Source organism: Pedobacter gandavensis, assembly GCF_032678745.1.
GTDB classification, from domain to species: domain Bacteria; phylum Bacteroidota; class Bacteroidia; order Sphingobacteriales; family Sphingobacteriaceae; genus Pedobacter; species Pedobacter gandavensis_C.
The window spans coordinates 1227985-1245074 of record NZ_JAVTST010000001.1 but is presented as its reverse complement, the minus strand read 5'-3'; the positions used below and the strand labels follow the sequence as shown (position 1 = coordinate 1245074).

At 40.3% G+C, this 17090-nt stretch carries 13 protein-coding genes; 12 read left to right on the top strand and 1 reads right to left on the bottom strand.

Annotated elements, in window-relative coordinates; all coding sequences use genetic code 11:
• Positions 1-20 precede the first annotated feature (20 nt).
• The gene (locus R2S10_RS05010) at positions 21-746 is read left to right on the top strand and encodes a Crp/Fnr family transcriptional regulator (RefSeq protein ID WP_316839346.1); all 726 of its coding nucleotides are present in this window, start codon (positions 21-23) and stop codon (positions 744-746) included.
• A gap of 45 nt (positions 747-791) precedes the next feature.
• On the opposite strand, the gene R2S10_RS05005 is transcribed toward R2S10_RS05010, so the two are convergent.
• Complete coding sequence (locus tag R2S10_RS05005) at positions 792-1481, bottom strand: VIT family protein (protein ID WP_316839345.1); 690 nt, start codon at positions 1479-1481, stop codon at positions 792-794.
• Between the two features lie 240 nt (positions 1482-1721).
• Here R2S10_RS05005 and R2S10_RS05000 point away from each other — a divergent pair, with 240 nt between their 5' ends.
• The 11 genes from R2S10_RS05000 to R2S10_RS04950 all read left to right on the top strand — a co-directional run bounded on the left by R2S10_RS05000 (position 1722) and on the right by R2S10_RS04950 (position 17046).
• Positions 1722-2195, top strand: coding sequence for a carboxymuconolactone decarboxylase family protein (locus R2S10_RS05000; protein WP_316839344.1), 474 nt, complete (start codon positions 1722-1724; stop codon positions 2193-2195).
• Between the two features lie 54 nt (positions 2196-2249).
• Positions 2250-2597, top strand: coding sequence for a YciI family protein (locus R2S10_RS04995; RefSeq protein WP_316839343.1), 348 nt, complete (start codon positions 2250-2252; stop codon positions 2595-2597).
• Positions 2579-3811 (top strand): RNA polymerase sigma factor, encoded by a 1233-nt coding sequence (locus R2S10_RS04990; RefSeq protein WP_316839342.1) that lies wholly within the window; start codon positions 2579-2581, stop codon positions 3809-3811. The genes R2S10_RS04995 and R2S10_RS04990 overlap by 19 nt, the downstream gene beginning before the upstream one ends.
• Positions 3812-4000: 189 nt before the next feature.
• Complete coding sequence (locus R2S10_RS04985; protein ID WP_316839341.1) at positions 4001-4930, top strand: hypothetical protein; 930 nt, start codon at positions 4001-4003, stop codon at positions 4928-4930.
• Between the two features lie 135 nt (positions 4931-5065).
• Entirely contained in the window at positions 5066-6880 is a 1815-nt protein-coding gene (locus tag R2S10_RS04980) for a serine hydrolase (RefSeq protein WP_316839340.1), read from the top strand.
• A 108-nt stretch (positions 6881-6988) separates the two neighbouring features.
• Positions 6989-7588 carry a sigma-70 family RNA polymerase sigma factor gene (locus R2S10_RS04975; RefSeq protein WP_316839339.1) on the top strand — a complete coding sequence of 200 codons (600 nt, stop codon included), beginning with the start codon at positions 6989-6991 and terminating at the stop codon, positions 7586-7588.
• A gap of 95 nt (positions 7589-7683) precedes the next feature.
• On the top strand, positions 7684-8862 hold the full coding sequence (locus R2S10_RS04970; RefSeq protein WP_316839338.1) for a FecR family protein: 1179 nt from the start codon (positions 7684-7686) through the stop codon (positions 8860-8862).
• 130 nt (positions 8863-8992) lie between these two features.
• Entirely contained in the window at positions 8993-12427 is a 3435-nt protein-coding gene (locus R2S10_RS04965) for a SusC/RagA family TonB-linked outer membrane protein (protein ID WP_316839337.1), read from the top strand.
• Positions 12428-12445: 18 nt separating this feature from the next.
• Complete coding sequence (locus R2S10_RS04960; protein ID WP_316839336.1) at positions 12446-13936, top strand: RagB/SusD family nutrient uptake outer membrane protein; 1491 nt, start codon at positions 12446-12448, stop codon at positions 13934-13936.
• 25 nt (positions 13937-13961) lie between these two features.
• A complete protein-coding gene (locus tag R2S10_RS04955; RefSeq protein ID WP_316839335.1) occupies positions 13962-14525 on the top strand; it encodes a hypothetical protein in 564 nt (187 codons plus the stop codon).
• A gap of 13 nt (positions 14526-14538) precedes the next feature.
• A complete protein-coding gene (locus R2S10_RS04950; protein ID WP_316839334.1) occupies positions 14539-17046 on the top strand; it encodes a zinc-dependent metalloprotease in 2508 nt (835 codons plus the stop codon).
• The last annotated feature ends 44 nt before the right edge of the window (positions 17047-17090 follow it).

Sequence of the window (17090 nt, the reverse complement as noted above, 5' to 3'; positions counted from 1 at the left end):
AGGTATATATCAGGTTCATTATGTTGTATCTTTGCGGGATGAGCTTATCAGGAATTTTTCCGATTGATAAATGGAGTTTTACAACTCAATCTATTGTGTCTATCCTCTCAGCAGAAGAGTATAGTTTTTTGATCGGTCGGCAGGGAGAACAGAGGTATCAAAAAGGAGAAATTATATTTAGAGAGGGCGTAGTACCCTATGGAATATTTTTTATTCATCAGGGGAAGGTTAAAAAATATAAGGTTGATCCTAGCGGAAAAGAACAGATTATTTATGTTGCCAATAAAGGGGAGTTGATTGGTTATCATGCTGTTTTATCCGAAGAACGGTATCCGGACTTTGCTGCTGCAATGGAAGATAGTAGGATCAGTTTTATCCCTAAGGAGGACTTTTTATCGGTTTTAAATACCTCTCCGATATTTGCAAATCGATTGTTGAAATCTTTGAGTCATGAATACTCAGTTCTTGCGAATAATATTTCTGTCTTTGCGCAACGTAGTGCAGTCGAGCGACTGGCAATTGCACTGATCGTAATGCGTGAAAAGTTTAAAATTGAGACGGAGGAAGGCAAAGAAATAATCATTAATATTTCCAGGACTGATCTGGCTAATATTGCAGGTATCGCAAAGGAAAATGTAATTCGATTGTTAAAGGAGTTTAAAACAGAAGAAATCATTGAAACCGAAGGTAGAAAGATTCGGGTCAAGGATATCGAAAAGCTCATCGCCCGCTCCAACTACAAATAATCAACTTTCATTTCTTAGCTGAAAGATCGTTTATTATTTGGTAAGCTACATTGTTTTTACCCCAAATAAATAACCGACTAAAGCAGTCATTAGCATTGCAGCTGTTCCCCAAAAACAAATCCTTAAGACAGCTTTCCCTCTATTGGAGCCACCCGCCTTTGCGGCAAGCATTGCTGATAATGCTAAAAATATGATGGAAAAGCCATACTGGTAAATGACCATTAGTTTTATTGGCGCAAATATGGAAACGAGTAGAGGAAGAAGGCCCCCAATGATGAAGGAGGCTGCGGAGGCGAATGCAGCCTGCATTGGTTTTGCCTGGGTGATTTCATTAATACCCAGTTCGTCTTTTGCATGTGCAGCCAGGGCATCATGGGCAGTAAGCTGGACGGCTACTTGCATGGCCAAATTTTCATCAAGACCTCTTTGTTGATAGATTTTTGACAATTCCTGTAACTCTAGTTCAGGGCTTTCTGCTAATTCTATTTTTTCTCTGCTTAGGTCAGCAACCTCAATATCTGATTGGGAGCTCACGGATACATATTCTCCGGCAGCCATGGATAATGCTCCTGCAACCAGACCAGCTACTGCAGCCAAAACAATGGGCTCACGGGTGGTACTTGCTGCTGCAATGCCTATAGCCAGACTTGTGGTCGAAAGGATGCCATCATTGGCACCTAAAACTGCAGCTCTAAGCCAGCCGCTCCTGTTAGTGTAATGCTCTTCTGATTCCATCTTATGCTTTGTCTCCATTGATCATGTCCGATACAATCCCCCTTGCTTTCTTTTTTCTCCGCAAGCAGTACACCGATAATAGGTGCTGCAATAAATATAAGCATCAAATACATACAAAAACCATGAAAGCCTTTCCAAATGAAATAAGTTTATTTTAAAAATATTTAATGGCAACTGTCCAATTTCTATAAGCTCATGCATTATTGTGGTATAAATCAAAAAATATAAAACAATAATAAAATGGAACAGAGAATCAATGCCTTTGAAAAAGGCCAGAATGCAATGAAAGCCATGTATGGAATTGGTGCTTACCTTAGCAAATCTTCAATTGAACAGGAGCTTTTACACCTCATTTATTTCCGCGTATCACAAGTCAATGGTTGTGCCTATTGTCTGGATATGCATTCAAAAGACCTATTGGCTATAGGAGAAACGGCACAACGACTGTTTCTATTGGATGCTTGGAGGGAAGCTCCGTTTTTTACGGAAAGAGAACGTGCAGCAATTGCCTGGGCAGAGGCGGTGACGGAGATCAGAGATGGCAATGTAGCCGATGGAGTTTATGAAAATGCAAGAGCGCAGTTTTCTGAAGAGGAGTTGATCGACCTGACCCTAGCCATCACTACAATTAACAGTTACAACCGCATCAATATTGCTTTCCGTACCAAAGCTGGAAGTTATACCGTTGGACAGCATAAAGTGCAGGTAAAATAATTATCGATCAGCTAAGCCAAATTCCTATATTCAGATATTATAAAATTAAATAAGATGAAAGACTTCGTATTCGTATTTCGCCAGGCCAGTTACGATCAGGGCAATACATCAGCAGATGAAATAGAGGCAGTAAACAAGAAATGGAATGACTGGATCGGTGGTATTGCCGCTCAAGGGAGATTAAAAAACCATGGTGCCCGTTTGGAAGCCGCAGGTAAAGTGCTTAAACCAGGTGGACTGGTAACCGATGGTCCATTTGTTGAGATCAGAGAAAGATTGGGTGGTTTTATTGTCGTAAGCGCAGATAATCTGGAAGAAGCGACCACAATGGCCCATGGTTGTCCGGCACTTGATGCTGATGGCAGTGTAGAAATAAGACCAATATGGAACATGAGTCATTAAAGCATTTATTTCAGCAGGAATTTTCTAAGATGGTTGCGGTCATCAGTAAGCGCTTTGGTTTGCAGCATATGGAGATCGCTGAAGATATCGTGAGTGAAACCTTTCTTCTGGCAACAGAAAGCTGGAAGACAAAAGGCATCCCTGCAAATCCAGCTGCATGGCTGTACACCGTAGCGAAGCAAAAGACCCTTTCGTACTTCAGAAGAAACAAGATTTTTGAAGATAAGGTGGTACCGGAACTTCAGCATAAGGAAGAGTTGCAGGGGAGTCCTGAGGAATTTAGTTTTTCAAAAGAAAACATTAAGGACAGTCAGCTGCAGATGATTTTTGCAATTTGTACGCCTGCAATTGCCAGTGAAGCGCAAATAGGATTGGCATTGAGGATTCTTTGTGGCTTTGGGATTGATGAAATTGCAGAGGCCTTCCTCACGAATAAAGAAACCATCAACAAAAGACTGTTTAGGGCAAAGGAAAAGCTGCGCACAGAAAAAACCGAACTGGCATTGCCCGGGGAAAAGGAAATTGTAAAGCGGCTGGACAATGTGTTGCATATCATTTACCTGCTTTTTAGTGAAGGATACTATTCGAAAACCCAGAACCAAATCCTGCAAAAGGAACTCTGTATAGAAGCCTTGCGTTTGGGATTGATGCTGACCGAGTACGAAAAGACCAACCTTCCTAAAACAAATGCCCTGATTGCATTGATGTGTTTTCATTCCTCACGCTTTAGCGCCCGTCAAGATAATGAGGGGGAAATGATCCTATATGAAGCACAGGATGAATCCCTTTGGGATCAGGAATTGCTCAGAACAGGCGTTCATTTTTTGAAGCTTTCTGCTGCGGGAGAGGAATTGAGTACTTATCACCTGGAAGCTAAAATCGCCTATTGCCATTGCATCAAGGAAGATAGTCCAGAAAAATGGGAAGAGATTTTGCAGCTTTACAACCAGCTGCTAATCCTGAATTACTCTAGTGCTGCTGCATTGAACCGCACCTTTGCGTTATATAAAGCGAATGGGGCAGCAGTAGCCCTGGTAGAAGCAGAAAAGCTAAAACTGGAGAGCAATCATTTCTATTTTATTTTGCTCGCAGAGTTGTATAAGGATATAGATAAAAACAAAGCCATCGCAAATTTTGAAAGGGCAATAGTATTAGCCAAAACAGCTGCCGAAAGGAAGCTGTTTCAAGGCAAAATAGATCAGCTTAGGGGCTAATGGCCCCCAAAAAGACAATGTAAGTGTTTTTTATTTATTCATTATAGGAGATCTCATTGTGCAGAGGTGTTTAAATAAAAAGAAAGCCATGAATTAAGTTTTTCTCGCCTATTTTGGTTAACGGATTTAATTGAGGTTTTGAAAGTAAATTTTATATCTTCAGCCCCCGCTTAAAATTAACCTCAATATATGAATCTTGAATCTGAATTTAAATTTTGGAAAATCTTGTTTTTAGTGACGATAGAGCTGATCGTATGCTTAGGATTCGGTTATTTCCTGTTGTTCACGGCTGTTCCAAAAGCAGTAGTCTCAAAGATTGTTGCATCCATCTTTGGATGTCTTATGTTTTCTGGAGCAATCTTTCTTGTTTATGCATATATCCTACAATTTAAGCGTATAAAGATTAGTGGCGACGGAGTATTGATTAAATCACTATTCAAGACGGAGACCTTCGCCTGGGCAGATGTGCAGCGTGTAAAATATTATGTCAAATCTACGGGCATTACTATGATTCCTTTTAGTTTTTATTATACTGAGGTGGTATTGAAAGACAAAAGAACAGTCCAGATATGCTTTGACTATTACAGTAATGGGCATATTATTCTACAATACATTGAGCATTATTTTAAGAAGAAAAGTTCGGCTATTGTGTTGAAAGAAGATATTGTTAGGAATATCGATATCGTAGCGAAGTCCTTTATGAGTTTTAAAGGAACACCGCTGTTATCTTTCAGATGCTACCAGATGTGGACTGCTCTTTTTTTTATATTGGTGTTTGTTATTCTCGCACCCATAAATAGAAACATGTCGATTTTTGTGAGCGTTGCCGCTGGTGCATACATGTTGGTATGTGCACTATCTTGTTTCTACATCAAGATTTCCGATGATTACCTGGTCATGAGAAATTATTTTCTACCCTTTATGATGAAATCTTATCGGTTATCTGATGTCCGGCAGCTTACAGTTGAACGCATTGAGTTACGGACCTCTTGTTTAAGGGTCGTAAGCAAATCATTTCAGTATTGGGTCTTCCCCTGCGCTACACTTGGAGGAGATGAATGGAAAGAATTTACTGATGTTATGGCTGAAAAAGGTTTTAAGGTTCGTGATGGTAGATAAATATGATGGTATAATGAGCATGAATTGGCTTGGTGAGCAACTGACTATTGACGTTCCTAGTCGGCGATTGATTATAAATTGATCAATACTTGTAACTATTTGATACTGTTTGGTGTCTCTTAGAAAAAGAACATTATGAAATCTTCACTTTTACTCCCTTTGTTTCTGGTTGCTTCCTTAAGTACTCAGACGCTGTTCGCACAGTCGGACAGCAATACGATAACATTGATTAAAAAAGTGGAGTCAGGATTAATCCCCGTACTTCGTTTCGAGGGAGATTCTGTATGGACAATTGAATCCAGAATGAAACATTATGGTGTTCCAGGTTTAACGATTGCGGTGATTAAAAATTCGAAGATTGCCTATGTTAAGAGTTATGGGATCATTGATAAAACCAGCAAATTACCGGTCACCAACCAAACGCTTTTCCAGGCGGCTTCTATTAGCAAGCCGGTTAGTGCCTATGCTGCCTTAAAGGAAGTAGAATTGGGTAAAATCAATGCGGATGCGGATGTAAACCAATACCTTAAATCCTGGAAGCTTCCGGACAATCAGTTTACCAGTACTCAAAAAGTAAATATAAAACACTTATTGAGCCATAGCGGTGGATTAACCGTTGGTGGTTTTATAGGCTATGCTGCTGGTCAGTCGGTGCCCACACTTGTTCAGGTCCTCAATGGAGAAAAACCAGCGAACTCTCCGGAAATCAGGGTGGATAAGACTCCAGGTGGGACGCTTCGTTATTCCGGAGGTGGTTATTGCATCATGCAGCAAATGCTGATAGATCTGGAAGGAAAGCCTTATCCTCAGCTGATGAAAGACCTGGTGCTTGCTCCACTTGGGATGAATAATAGTACTTATGATCAACCTTTGTCTGAAGGGCAATTGAAACTGGCAGCAACAGGTTATTTGCCTAATGGATCCGAAGTTCCAGGGAAAAGACATACTTATCCTGAAATGGCGCCAGCCGGACTTTGGGCCAATGCAACAGACCTTGCGAAATTTGTAATCGACCTGCAGTCTACTTTAAAAGGAACAAGCAACAAAGTACTTTCCCAGGCTATGGCACAGCAAATGGTTAGTCCATTTATCCAACCTTTTGAAGGGCTGGGGATTTTCCTGGAAAAAAGAAACCAGACGCAGTATTTTAACCATGGTGGCTGGAATGAAGGCTTTTCGAGCTTTATGATCGGGAATACCAGAGATGGAGATGGGCTAGTGGTGATGACGAATGGGAATCAACCCTTGCTGATTAACGAAGTGTATCGTGCGGTAGCTACTGTCTTCAACTGGCCGGATCAAGATTATCCGGTCTATAAAAAATTAACCTTGACTGCAGCAGACCGCGACAAGATATTAGGCCGTTACCAGACTGATAAATATGGCCTGACCAAAATCTATGAAGAAAAGGGGAGGTTGTTTCATCAAAACAATATGGAAGAACCAGTTGAGTTCTTTAAAGTTGGCGCAGATACTTATGTGAGAAGCGGATGGGAGCAGCAGTTCAAGTTTCTCCAGAATCCTGCAGACCACAAAACCTATCTGGTGAATCTACTTTTGAATGATACCGTTCGTTTTGAAAACCCAAAATTGACCAGCAATGAAAAGACCGCTTATGAGTTGATCAGTGATGGGCAATTTGAGGATGCACTGGCTTCATTTAAAAAAGTAAAAGCGGAAGCACCAGAGCATTACCTGATCAGCGAATCTTTTATCAATGGTCAGGGATACAATTTCTTAAATACCAGGAAATTAGATAAAGCCATCGCAATCTTCCGAATAAATACCTTGCTATATCCGGAAAGTGGGAATGCTTATGACAGTCTTGGGGAAGCCTATCTTGCAAATGGAGATAAAAAACTGGCAAAAGAGAACTATGAAAAAGCTTTAAAGCTTAACCCAGGAAATGAAAATGCTGCCAAAATAGTTAAATCAATAACATCTGAATAAAATAAAGGGCTTTGTTGAGTTAATTTTCAGTAAACGCTACTAAATAAGGAGTATTTTGTCAAATTATTTATATTATTGGTTCCTGATTACAAGATAGGGGCGAAAATAATGGCAGTCACACCACTGGAAAATGAAAAATACATCCTTGCAAAGGTAGCGGAAGGTGACGAACGCGCTTTTGCTGAATTATTTCATTGGTATTCCAAGCCACTAGCTGAATTTGTATTTAAATTAACCGCCTCCCTGGACCAAACAGAGGAAATTATCCAGGATTCTTTTGTTAAAATCTGGCTAAGGCGCGAAACTTTAACAGAAATCACGAATTTTAGTGGTTACTTGTATATTCTATGTAGAAATGAGACCTTTTTAGTCCTAAAGAAAATAGCCGCTAAAAGCGTTTCCCATGCCGCTTTTGAAAAGGAGATTTTACATGATCTTGAATTGGAGGAATCTGAGAATCCAATTGATGATTATCGCAAATTGCTGGAACTGGCCGTAGATAAATTACCCGAACAACAGCAAAAAGTCTATAAAATGAGCCGTTATGATCGCTTAAAACACGATGAAATTGCGAAAGCATTGCAGCTATCTCCAGAAACTGTCAAAAAACACATCCAGCTTGCAGTTCAGTTTATTCGGAAAGACCTGAATGGACGCGTCGATTTGAGTATCATTCTGGTACTCACTACCGCTGTAATCCTACACTAAAAAAAATATTTTAATTCCATTACCCCTTTTTTTAAAATTTTAACTCTTTAGTAGAAATGAGGCTGATACATTGTTGGCCAAATTCTTTTAAAATTATGCAAGAAGAAAGATTTCCCTATTTATTTGAGCAATATTATCATAAAAAAGCCAGTGCTGCTGAAGTCGAAGAACTGATGAATTTGATCCATTCAGGTGGATTCGATCAAAAGTTACAGGAACAGATAGACTGGCATTATAAAAATTTCAAACCCGTTCAAAGTCCTTTCTCCTCAATTCAGGAAGACCGGATCTTACACACAGTGCTGAATGTTAAAACCCCGGCTAAACAGATGAAAATAGCTGGTGCTAAAAAATTATGGACCAGGCTTTCCATTGCGGCTTCTATTGTCCTTTGCATGGGAATCTCTTTTTACGCTTACCAGACCTATAGTTATAAAAAAGGTCAGGAACTGGCCGCAAGTTTAATTGGCCCCGGTACTCACAAAGCGCGTTTGGTATTGAGTAATGGTCAGGTGATCTTGTTGGACACACTAAAGAATGGAAGTCAGACTTTAGAGGCAGGCATACAGATTACCAAAACGAAAGATGGTCAGTTGATTTATAAGATAAATGATCAGCAGGGCCGAAATGCAAGTTTGATCAATACCATTGAAACCCCAAGAGGGGGTCAGTATCAGGTACAGCTTCCTGATGGAACCGCAGTATGGCTAAATGCAGCTTCCTCCTTAAAATACTCCGGCGCATTTAAAGATAAGAAGCGAGAAGTAACGCTAAGCGGAGAGGCTTATTTTGAAGTCGCACATCGTGCAAATCAACCTTTTTTGGTTCATACCCAAAATCAGGTCGTAGAAGTACTGGGTACTCATTTCAATATCAATGCTTATCCGGATGAAGAAACACAGGTGACTACCTTGTTGCAAGGGATGGTGAAGACCAGCAGTAAATCAAAGGCACTGATCCTGAAACCCGGGCAGCAGTCTGTACTCAACCAAAAAAGAGCAGAGCTGAAAATGGAGGAAGCCGATACAGAAACGGTGATGGCCTGGAAAAACGGAGATTTTATCTTCAAAGATGAGGACCTGGCCAGTGTGATGAAAAAAGTGGAACGCTGGTATGATGTAGATGTGGTTTTTCAGGATGTTGATCCGAAGACCATTAAGCTTGGTGGATGGGTATCCCGTTCTAAAAATATCTCAGCAGTCATCAAAATTATTGAACCGATAGCAGGCATACAAATTAAAATCGAGGGAAGGAGGGTCACAGTGATGAAATAACTCTACTATTCATCAAGAATGATCTTAAGAATTCAGGAGTGCGCTAACACTCCTGAAAGGTATTGGATTATCCTTGAATACTTATTTATGCGAACAAACAACTAAACCAATAACCCAACCTTTCAAATGTATGAAATTTAGTAGTAATTTCTCATGCAGGATAAAATCTTGCGTGCAGAAGTTGAGTATATGCCCGGACCTGAAGCCTAACCAACTCAGTCCAGCCTTAAGGCGAAAGATCATTATGCGTATTCAACTCATTTTTATTATTGTTTTTACGGCCATGCTACAGGTGAGTGCCAGTAGTTTCGCACAAAAAATCAATATCAACCAAACCAATATCAGCTTAGAAAAAGCTTTAAAATTAATTCGCCAGCAAAGCGGCTACGATGTATTATATGACTCGAATGTCATTAAGAAACCGACGGGTGTGATGCTCAATGTGAAAAACGGTACTGTTGCGGATGCCTTAAAACAGTGCTTAACAGGCACCGGTTTTACTTACCAGATAGAAGAAAACACGATTCTAATCAAGGAAAAGTCCTATGTGAAAGAGCTGATTGAGCTCATCAATCATGAGTTCAATACCGATGTGATTAGAGGTACGGTCTGGGCGAATAAAAACAATGAAGTCCTGGCCGGGGCTACCGTCATGGTGAAGAGAACGAAAAAAGCAGTGTACACAAATGCTTATGGTATTTTTACCATTAAAGATGTGTTGCCAACTGATACTTTGGTTTTCAGTTATATCGGATATGTAAGTCTGAATATTGCAGTAGGAAAAGAAAAGGAATTCCTCATTAAACTGGAAGAAACGACCAATGCCTTAGATGCGATTGTAGTGCAGGCCTATGGAAAAACGACGCAGCGCCTGACTACAGGGAATATTGTGAGAGTCACTGCAGCAGATATCAGCAAGCAGCTGGTTTCAGATCCTTTAATCGCACTTCAGGGAGCGGTCCCAGGACTGGAGATCAGGAGGTCTGATGGCAATGAAAGGAGTGTGGCTAAAGTAGAAATCCGAGGCAGAAGTTCCATTAATTCTAATTTCAGTTCTGCTCCTTTATACATTATAGATGGTGTTCCTTTAATGGTTTTGGGCAACCGGTTTACGAATTCCGGAGCGAACAACCAAAGCTATGTTTCTCCCGGAATGGACCAGGGTAACTTGTCTGCATCCAGTGGCATTAACCCCTTGTATAACATCAATCCCGCGGATATCGAATCTATTGAAATTTTAAAAGATGCGGATGCAACTGCCATTTATGGAAGTCGTGGTGGAAACGGCGTTATTTTAATCACGACAAAAAAAGGAGCAGCTGGAAAAACAAAACTGAGTATAAATGGAAATCAGGGGATCAAACGTACCATCAAAAGGTGGGAAACTTTAAATACTGCACAGTACCTGGATATGAGGCGTGAGTCTTTTGCAAATGATAATGTGATACCTACCCCTACCAATGCACCGGAATTACTTAAATATGATCAAACGAAATACACAGATTGGCAGGATTACATTTATGGAAATCCAGGAACATGGACTGATGTTCAGGCTTCAATCAGCGGTGGTGATGTCAATACAAATTTCAGGATATCCACTGGAATTAACCGGGTCAAAGATATTGCAGTCATCAGTGGAATAAATCAAAAGCTAAGTGTATCCTCATCCATTTTACACAAAAGTCCTGATCAACGTTTTAGTATTGATTTCTCCGGGTCTTATGGTAGTTCTGAAAGCAATACGAGAAGCATAGGTTTTGTTTCTTTATTACCTCCTAATGGGCCTGATGTTTATAATGAAAAGGGAACCTTGAATTTTAACGACTGGCAAACGGATATGTCGGAATTTGCTATGCTGGAACGTGACAATAAAGGAACGTTCAATTCTTTGGCTTCCAGTTTGAATATGGGTTATATCCTGTTTAAGGATTTGTCATTAAATGTATTGATGGGATATAGTTCCAACATTTCAGAACAACGCCATATAACGCCTCTTGCCACTATTAATCTGGCATCAAATCCTTCATCACAGTCCTATATTTCCAACTCTAATACGACGGCTAAAAACCTGATTATTGAACCTCAGGCCGAATACAATACATTTTTAGGGAAAGGAAAGGTAAATGCCTTAATTGGTGCAACCCTTCAGCATACCTCTACAACAACGAACAGTTTACTAGCAAGAGGTTTTGCTTCTGATGAGCAACTCAAAAGTATAAACGCGGCTACCAGTTTTGTAAATTCAGAGAAAGTCCTGTACCATAAATATCTTGGTGTATTTGCAAGGTTAAACTATAATTTTGAGAATAAATATATTCTGAATTTAAATGCGAGACGTGATGGAAGCAGCCGTTTTGGACCAGCCAATCGTTTCGGGAATTTTGGTTCTGTTGGCCTGGCATGGATTGCTTCGGAAGAGGAATGGCTGAAAAAAAGCCTTCCTAAATTCATCAGTCTGGTTAAGTTCAGAGGAAGCTATGGTGTTCTGGGAAGTGACCCGATTGGAGACTATCAGTATTTAACTCAATGGGGAGGACAAGCAGATGGAGTAAAAATGTGGCCTTATGAAGGGGTTAATCCTGTGGTTCCCCAGATACAACCAAATGATGATTTCCATTGGCAGAAGAATATAAAGTCTGAGCTGGCAATGGCAGTATCCTTTTTCAAAGATAAAATCAATGCAGAGCTGGCCTTGTACCGGGAATATTGTAACAATCAATTGCTGTCTTTCCCAATAGCGGGTTATACAGGTTTCAATACCGTAGTATTAAACTCACCGGCAGAAGTCCTGAACAAAGGACTGGAATTCACATTAAATGCATCAATTATCAGCACTAAAAACTTCTCCTGGAATGGTAATTTTAATATTGGAAAAAATGTAAACAAACTGGTTGGCTACCCGAAATTTGAAGAATCACCATATTATGCATACTATAAAATCGGACAATCACTGAACAATACCTATGTATTTCACAGTACAGGTGTAGATCCTCAAACCGGAGAATATACTTTCGCGGATATTAATGGCGATGGTAAGGTACAGGAAGTGTACAATGTGCCTACCGGAACAGCAGGTGATGACCGTTATGTGGCGATCAATACCAGTCCGGATTTTAGCGGAGGTATGGGGCATACTTTCAGTTATAAAAACTTCTCCTTATCAGGATTCTTTAGTTATGCCAGGCAGACCGGGAGGGAATTGATTTCTCCATATGACAATAAAAACATGAGTGTCTATCAATATGAAAATACCTGGCGTAAACCAGGGGATCAGGCCATTTACAGTAAGTTTAGTAGCATCAACAAACAGACCAATGGGTTTTATTCCACCTCCGATGCCATGTATGTAGATGCTTCCTTTATCCGGTTAAAAAGTATTCAATTCTCTTATCGATTGCCAGTCGAGAAGCTGAGGGCCTTTGGTCTCAATAGCTTTGCTTTGAATATTACTGGTGATAACATTTTTGTCCTTACAAAATATAGAGGTATGGATCCTGAAGTCCAGCAATTTGGTGGAATGCCATTAACCAGAACCATCACAATGGGCTTAAACTGTTCTTTTTAAAGATAACGCTAAATAATTATGAAATTGAATTATAACTATTTGACCTGTGCAGTGTTTAGTATTGCTTTGTTGCTTACAGGGTGTAAAAAATTAGTAGAAATAGATGAACCTATTGATACGGTAACCAGTACTAAAATTTTCTCTTCCGACGATCAGGCCGATCAAACGCTGGCCGGTTTGTATAGTCAAATGATTTCTGGGGACCAGAATCTATTGTCTACAAATGGGGGGGCTACCATTTATGGCGGACTGGCCTCCGATGAATTCAAGGTAGCCAATAGTGTATCTTTTCCTGAAGATCAGGAATTCAGCAGTAATAAGATGCTGGTTGACAATTCGATGTCTTATGGTGTGCTATGGTTGGCGAATTATAAAACCATTTATACGGCCAATGCAATTTTGGATGGGGAAGCAGCCTCATCATCGCCAAACCTGACCAAAAGGAAGCGTATTGAATTGAAAGCTTCGGCAAAATTTTTCAGAGCTTACTGCTATTTCTACCTCAGCAATTTCTTTGGGGATGTTCCTTTGGCGCTAAGTAGTAACTATATGGTCACCATGAGATTACCAAGAGCAACTCAATCAGAGGTATATGCCCAGATCATTAAAGATTTAAGAGAATGTGTAGCGCTTTTTTCTGATCCTGATGCAGCAGTGATCAGCACTAAAACCAAGGTCAATAAAGCGGCAGCACAAGCACTGCTGGCCAGGGCTTATCTGTACGTTAAGGATTGGGGAAATGCAGAAACTTATGCAACTGATCTGATCTCAAATACCGCTTTTCAGCTCGAAACAGTTCAGAAGACATTTGATCCTGCTAGCAGAGAGACCATTTTACAATTTACAATACATCCAAGTTCTAATATTGGAATAAGCATGGAAACGGCCAGTCTGTCGCCTTTTGTTCCTTTATCGGCATTGTCGCCATCGGATCAGGAAATTTTCCTGGATCCAGGTAATTATTTAGAATTTTTAGACTTTCTGCTCCCTAAATTTCCAGTTCGCGATGAGTTGGTCAACGCTTTTGAAACCGGAGATCAAAGAGGCAAAGTCTGGCTGGATTATAATGGAAGCCCAAATGTTGAACCATTTTTCGGAAAACGGACTTATTATGCAAACAAATATCCACGTAATGATATCGAAAGGACCAATTACGTATTGTTGAGATTAGCAGAATTATACCTGATCAGAGCAGAAGCCAGAACCATGCAAAATAAAAATGACCTGGCAGCAGCAGACCTTGACCTGATACGAAATCGGGCCGGACTTGGGAAAATAACGGCTACCGACCAGCAAAGCCTGTTGACCGCAGTGGCTCAGGAGCGTAGGATAGAGCTGTTTGCGGAATGGGGGCACCGTTTCTTTGATCTGAAAAGAACTGGAAGAGCGGTCTCTGTATTGTCTGCCATACCGGAAAAGCAAGGTCTTACTGCCAGCCGTCTGCTATTTCCCATCCATTCCAAAGAAATTCTGGCAAATGCTAATCTAAAGCAAAACACAGGTTACTAAACAAAATTAACTAACATATAAAACAATGAAACCTTATTTATTAAACAAGGGCTGGAAGGGCTATGCCCTGATCGCATTGAGCATTTCCCTGCTTTCCGCCTGTGAAGGAGCAGAGGCGCCTGTTGAACGAAAGAAAATGCCTCGTTTCAGCGGTTCAGGATTCCATCAGGAAGGCGAATTTATTTCCCGAAAATCCTATACCTCCTGTGGGATGACTTTTGAAACTGATATTGTGAACATGGGGACTAACAGCAACAGCAGTCAGTATTTGTGTATTCCCCTGGCAGATGCGGAAGCAGATGCCTCAGCATTTGCATTGATCAATATGTTCAGACCTTTCGCTACTATTTATCTGTCTCAGTGGTCAAAAATGGCAAATAAAGGAGTCATGCTTGACCTTCGCAGCGACCGTCAGCAGCAAGGTAAAAGAGTAGATTATGAGCTTCAAAACGAGAACACCTTCTCCATTCCTGTAGTATTGCTCTGGGATGCGAAATCAGCCATCAGAGTAAAAGCCTTTGAACAGCTTATGGCCAATTTACCGGGAATTAACGCAGTAAAAGCAACACATCAATTTTCAAATGACTAACCAATTTTTTAAAATGAAACTTAATAAATACAGTAAATATCTATTGCTTGGAATTTTTGCAGGCAGTTCTCTAATGGGGCTTGCACAGGATAAAAAGAGCAAACGTTCTAAAAAGTCCGCGGTTGCAGATACGACTAAAAAGGCGGATGTGAAACCTAAAATCAATCCGAACAAAAAAATAAAACCTTACGAATCCATCATTAACAAGAACTTTAAAAGTCAAAAGGGATTGTTTGCCGTTCACCGTTATAAAGACACGACTTATTTCGAAATTTCCGACAGTCTTTTGAAAAGAGACATCATGGTGATCAATCGCCTTTCGAAAGCACCAGGTGGATATGGGATGTATGCAGGGGAGCAATTGGATGAAAAGACCATCAGATTTGAAAAAGGAGCGGATTCCTCCCTGCGGATACGCTATAGTCTCTTATTGAATGAGGGAGATCCGAATAGTGCGATCAATAAAGCAGTTTTAAGGTCAAATTTAAACCCATTGGTGGCTTCTTTTCCAATCGTTGCCTATGCTAAAGATTCGAGCAGCTGTATCATTGATGTTTCGAAATTCTTATTGGATGCCAACTTTATCAATAGCATTGATCCAAGTGTGAGCTTAGATAAAAGTCTGACGACATCTGTCATGAAGAATCCCACAGTGGAATCGATACGTGTCTATCCCATAAATGTAGAAATCGCCATTAGTAAGACGGTGACTGCCAAGCCAACACTTTTCAACACTGCAACCCCACCGGTAAGTTTCGAAACCAATACTTCATTCGTTTTATTACCGGAGACACCGATGCAAAGAAGGTTTTTTGATAAAAGAGTTGGTTATTTTGGCTATGACTATAACACCTTTAATGATGCCCAGCACCGCGCAGAAACTAAAACATTCATCTCCAGATGGAGATTGGAACCTAAAGATGCGGATATAGAAAAATGGAAAAAGGGTGAATTGGTAGAACCTAAAAAACCAATCGTTATTTATATTGATCCGGCTACTCCAAAACAGTGGGTGCAACCCCTGATAGACGGTATTTCTGACTGGCAGGTCGCTTTTGAAAAAGCAGGTTTTAAAAATGCCATCATTGGAAAAGCATGGCCGGAAAATGATACGACCATGCATATAGAGGATGCCAGGTATTCTATGATCAATTATTTCCCATCTGAAGTAGCCAATGCTTATGGTCCGCATATCGCTGATCCAAGAAGTGGTGAGATCATCCAAACCAGTATTGGTTGGTACCATAACGTAATGGACCTCTTAAACAGATGGTATCTTGTTCAGGCCGGAGCAAATGACCCTGAAGCCAGAAAGGGTAAGTTTGACGATAAACTGATGGGCCAATTGATTCGTTTTGTATCCAGTCATGAGGTAGGACATACTTTGGGTCTACGCCATAATTTTGGCTCCAGCAGTAAAACGCCAGTAGATAGTTTAAGAAGCATTAGTTACCTGAAAAAGAACGGTCATACCGCGAGTATCATGGATTATGCACGTTTTAATTATGTAGCTCAACCTGAAGATCACATCCCTCAAAAATATTTGTTTCCAAAAATTGGGGATTATGACCAGTGGGCGATCGAGTGGGGCTACAAAAGCAGTCACGCAGCAACAGCCGAAGAAGATGAGAAAATTGTAAAGCAATGGATTGTGGATCGTGTAGGGAAAAACCCAAGATTATGGTTTGGAGATGGAGAAACCAAACGTGGGGATCCACGCGTTCAGACTGAAGACCTTGGCGATAATTCCATGAAAGCAAGTACTTATGGCATCAAAAACCTGAAACGTATCCTGCCTAATCTAAAAACATGGACTTACGAAAAAGGGGGATTGTATGGTAATACTGGTAGAACGCATATTGCTTTAATAGATCAATATTACAGATATCTGAACCATGTATTGAGTAATGTTGGCGGGATTTATAGAACCTTTAGGACTGAAGATGAGCAATTACCGGTTTATACAGCTACCCCGAGAAAACTACAGATAGAAGCCATCCAGTTTTTCGATAGAGAGTTGTTTACGACTCCAAAATGGATATTAAATGCAAATATTCAGGATAGTGATATGGATCCTACATTTGATCCAAAACTAAATCCAACAGGCGCAAATTTTGTGGAGGACATGCAGGTTAAAACCCTGAATACCTTGTTGGATGCGAGTGTTTTACATCAGATTCTTGCCAGTAATGTCCGTTTTGGAAAAGGAACCTACACGGTAACAGAACACATTAATGGAGTGCACAACAGCATTTGGAAAGAGCTAAAATCACCATCAGTAAAAATGGACAGCTACCGTAGAAATTTACAGAAAAGTTATGTCGGTTCCTTGCTGGAGATCATGATTTCAAAGGTTGGCGGAGCTAATGAAACCGATGTTTATTCTATTGTTAAGCTGGAGCTTAAACGACTTCAGCAAAACATTAAACAAGCCATTCCTAAAACTACTGAAGGTCTTAATAAATCCCACCTTATGGACCTGGAGAGCAGAATCTCTAAAGCTATAAATGCGAAAGGTTAATTCTTACGTTCTCTAATTCTCTACCCACAGCCTCCTGGTATCAT

What these genes read in the sequence shown, in the direction of transcription:
- R2S10_RS05010 (WP_316839346.1), top strand. Translation starts at nt 21, where the DNA reads ATGTTGTATCTTTGCGGGATGAGCTTATCAGGAATTTTTCCGATTGAT.
- R2S10_RS05005 (WP_316839345.1), bottom strand. Translation starts at nt 1,481, where the DNA reads ATGGAATCAGAAGAGCATTACACTAACAGGAGCGGCTGGCTTAGAGCT.
- R2S10_RS05000 (WP_316839344.1), top strand. Translation starts at nt 1,722, where the DNA reads ATGGAACAGAGAATCAATGCCTTTGAAAAAGGCCAGAATGCAATGAAA.
- R2S10_RS04995 (WP_316839343.1), top strand. Translation starts at nt 2,250, where the DNA reads ATGAAAGACTTCGTATTCGTATTTCGCCAGGCCAGTTACGATCAGGGC.
- R2S10_RS04990 (WP_316839342.1), top strand. Translation starts at nt 2,579, where the DNA reads ATGGAACATGAGTCATTAAAGCATTTATTTCAGCAGGAATTTTCTAAG.
- R2S10_RS04985 (WP_316839341.1), top strand. Translation starts at nt 4,001, where the DNA reads ATGAATCTTGAATCTGAATTTAAATTTTGGAAAATCTTGTTTTTAGTG.
- R2S10_RS04980 (WP_316839340.1), top strand. Translation starts at nt 5,066, where the DNA reads ATGAAATCTTCACTTTTACTCCCTTTGTTTCTGGTTGCTTCCTTAAGT.
- R2S10_RS04975 (WP_316839339.1), top strand. Translation starts at nt 6,989, where the DNA reads ATGGCAGTCACACCACTGGAAAATGAAAAATACATCCTTGCAAAGGTA.
- R2S10_RS04970 (WP_316839338.1), top strand. Translation starts at nt 7,684, where the DNA reads ATGCAAGAAGAAAGATTTCCCTATTTATTTGAGCAATATTATCATAAA.
- R2S10_RS04965 (WP_316839337.1), top strand. Translation starts at nt 8,993, where the DNA reads ATGAAATTTAGTAGTAATTTCTCATGCAGGATAAAATCTTGCGTGCAG.
- R2S10_RS04960 (WP_316839336.1), top strand. Translation starts at nt 12,446, where the DNA reads ATGAAATTGAATTATAACTATTTGACCTGTGCAGTGTTTAGTATTGCT.
- R2S10_RS04955 (WP_316839335.1), top strand. Translation starts at nt 13,962, where the DNA reads ATGAAACCTTATTTATTAAACAAGGGCTGGAAGGGCTATGCCCTGATC.
- R2S10_RS04950 (WP_316839334.1), top strand. Translation starts at nt 14,539, where the DNA reads ATGAAACTTAATAAATACAGTAAATATCTATTGCTTGGAATTTTTGCA.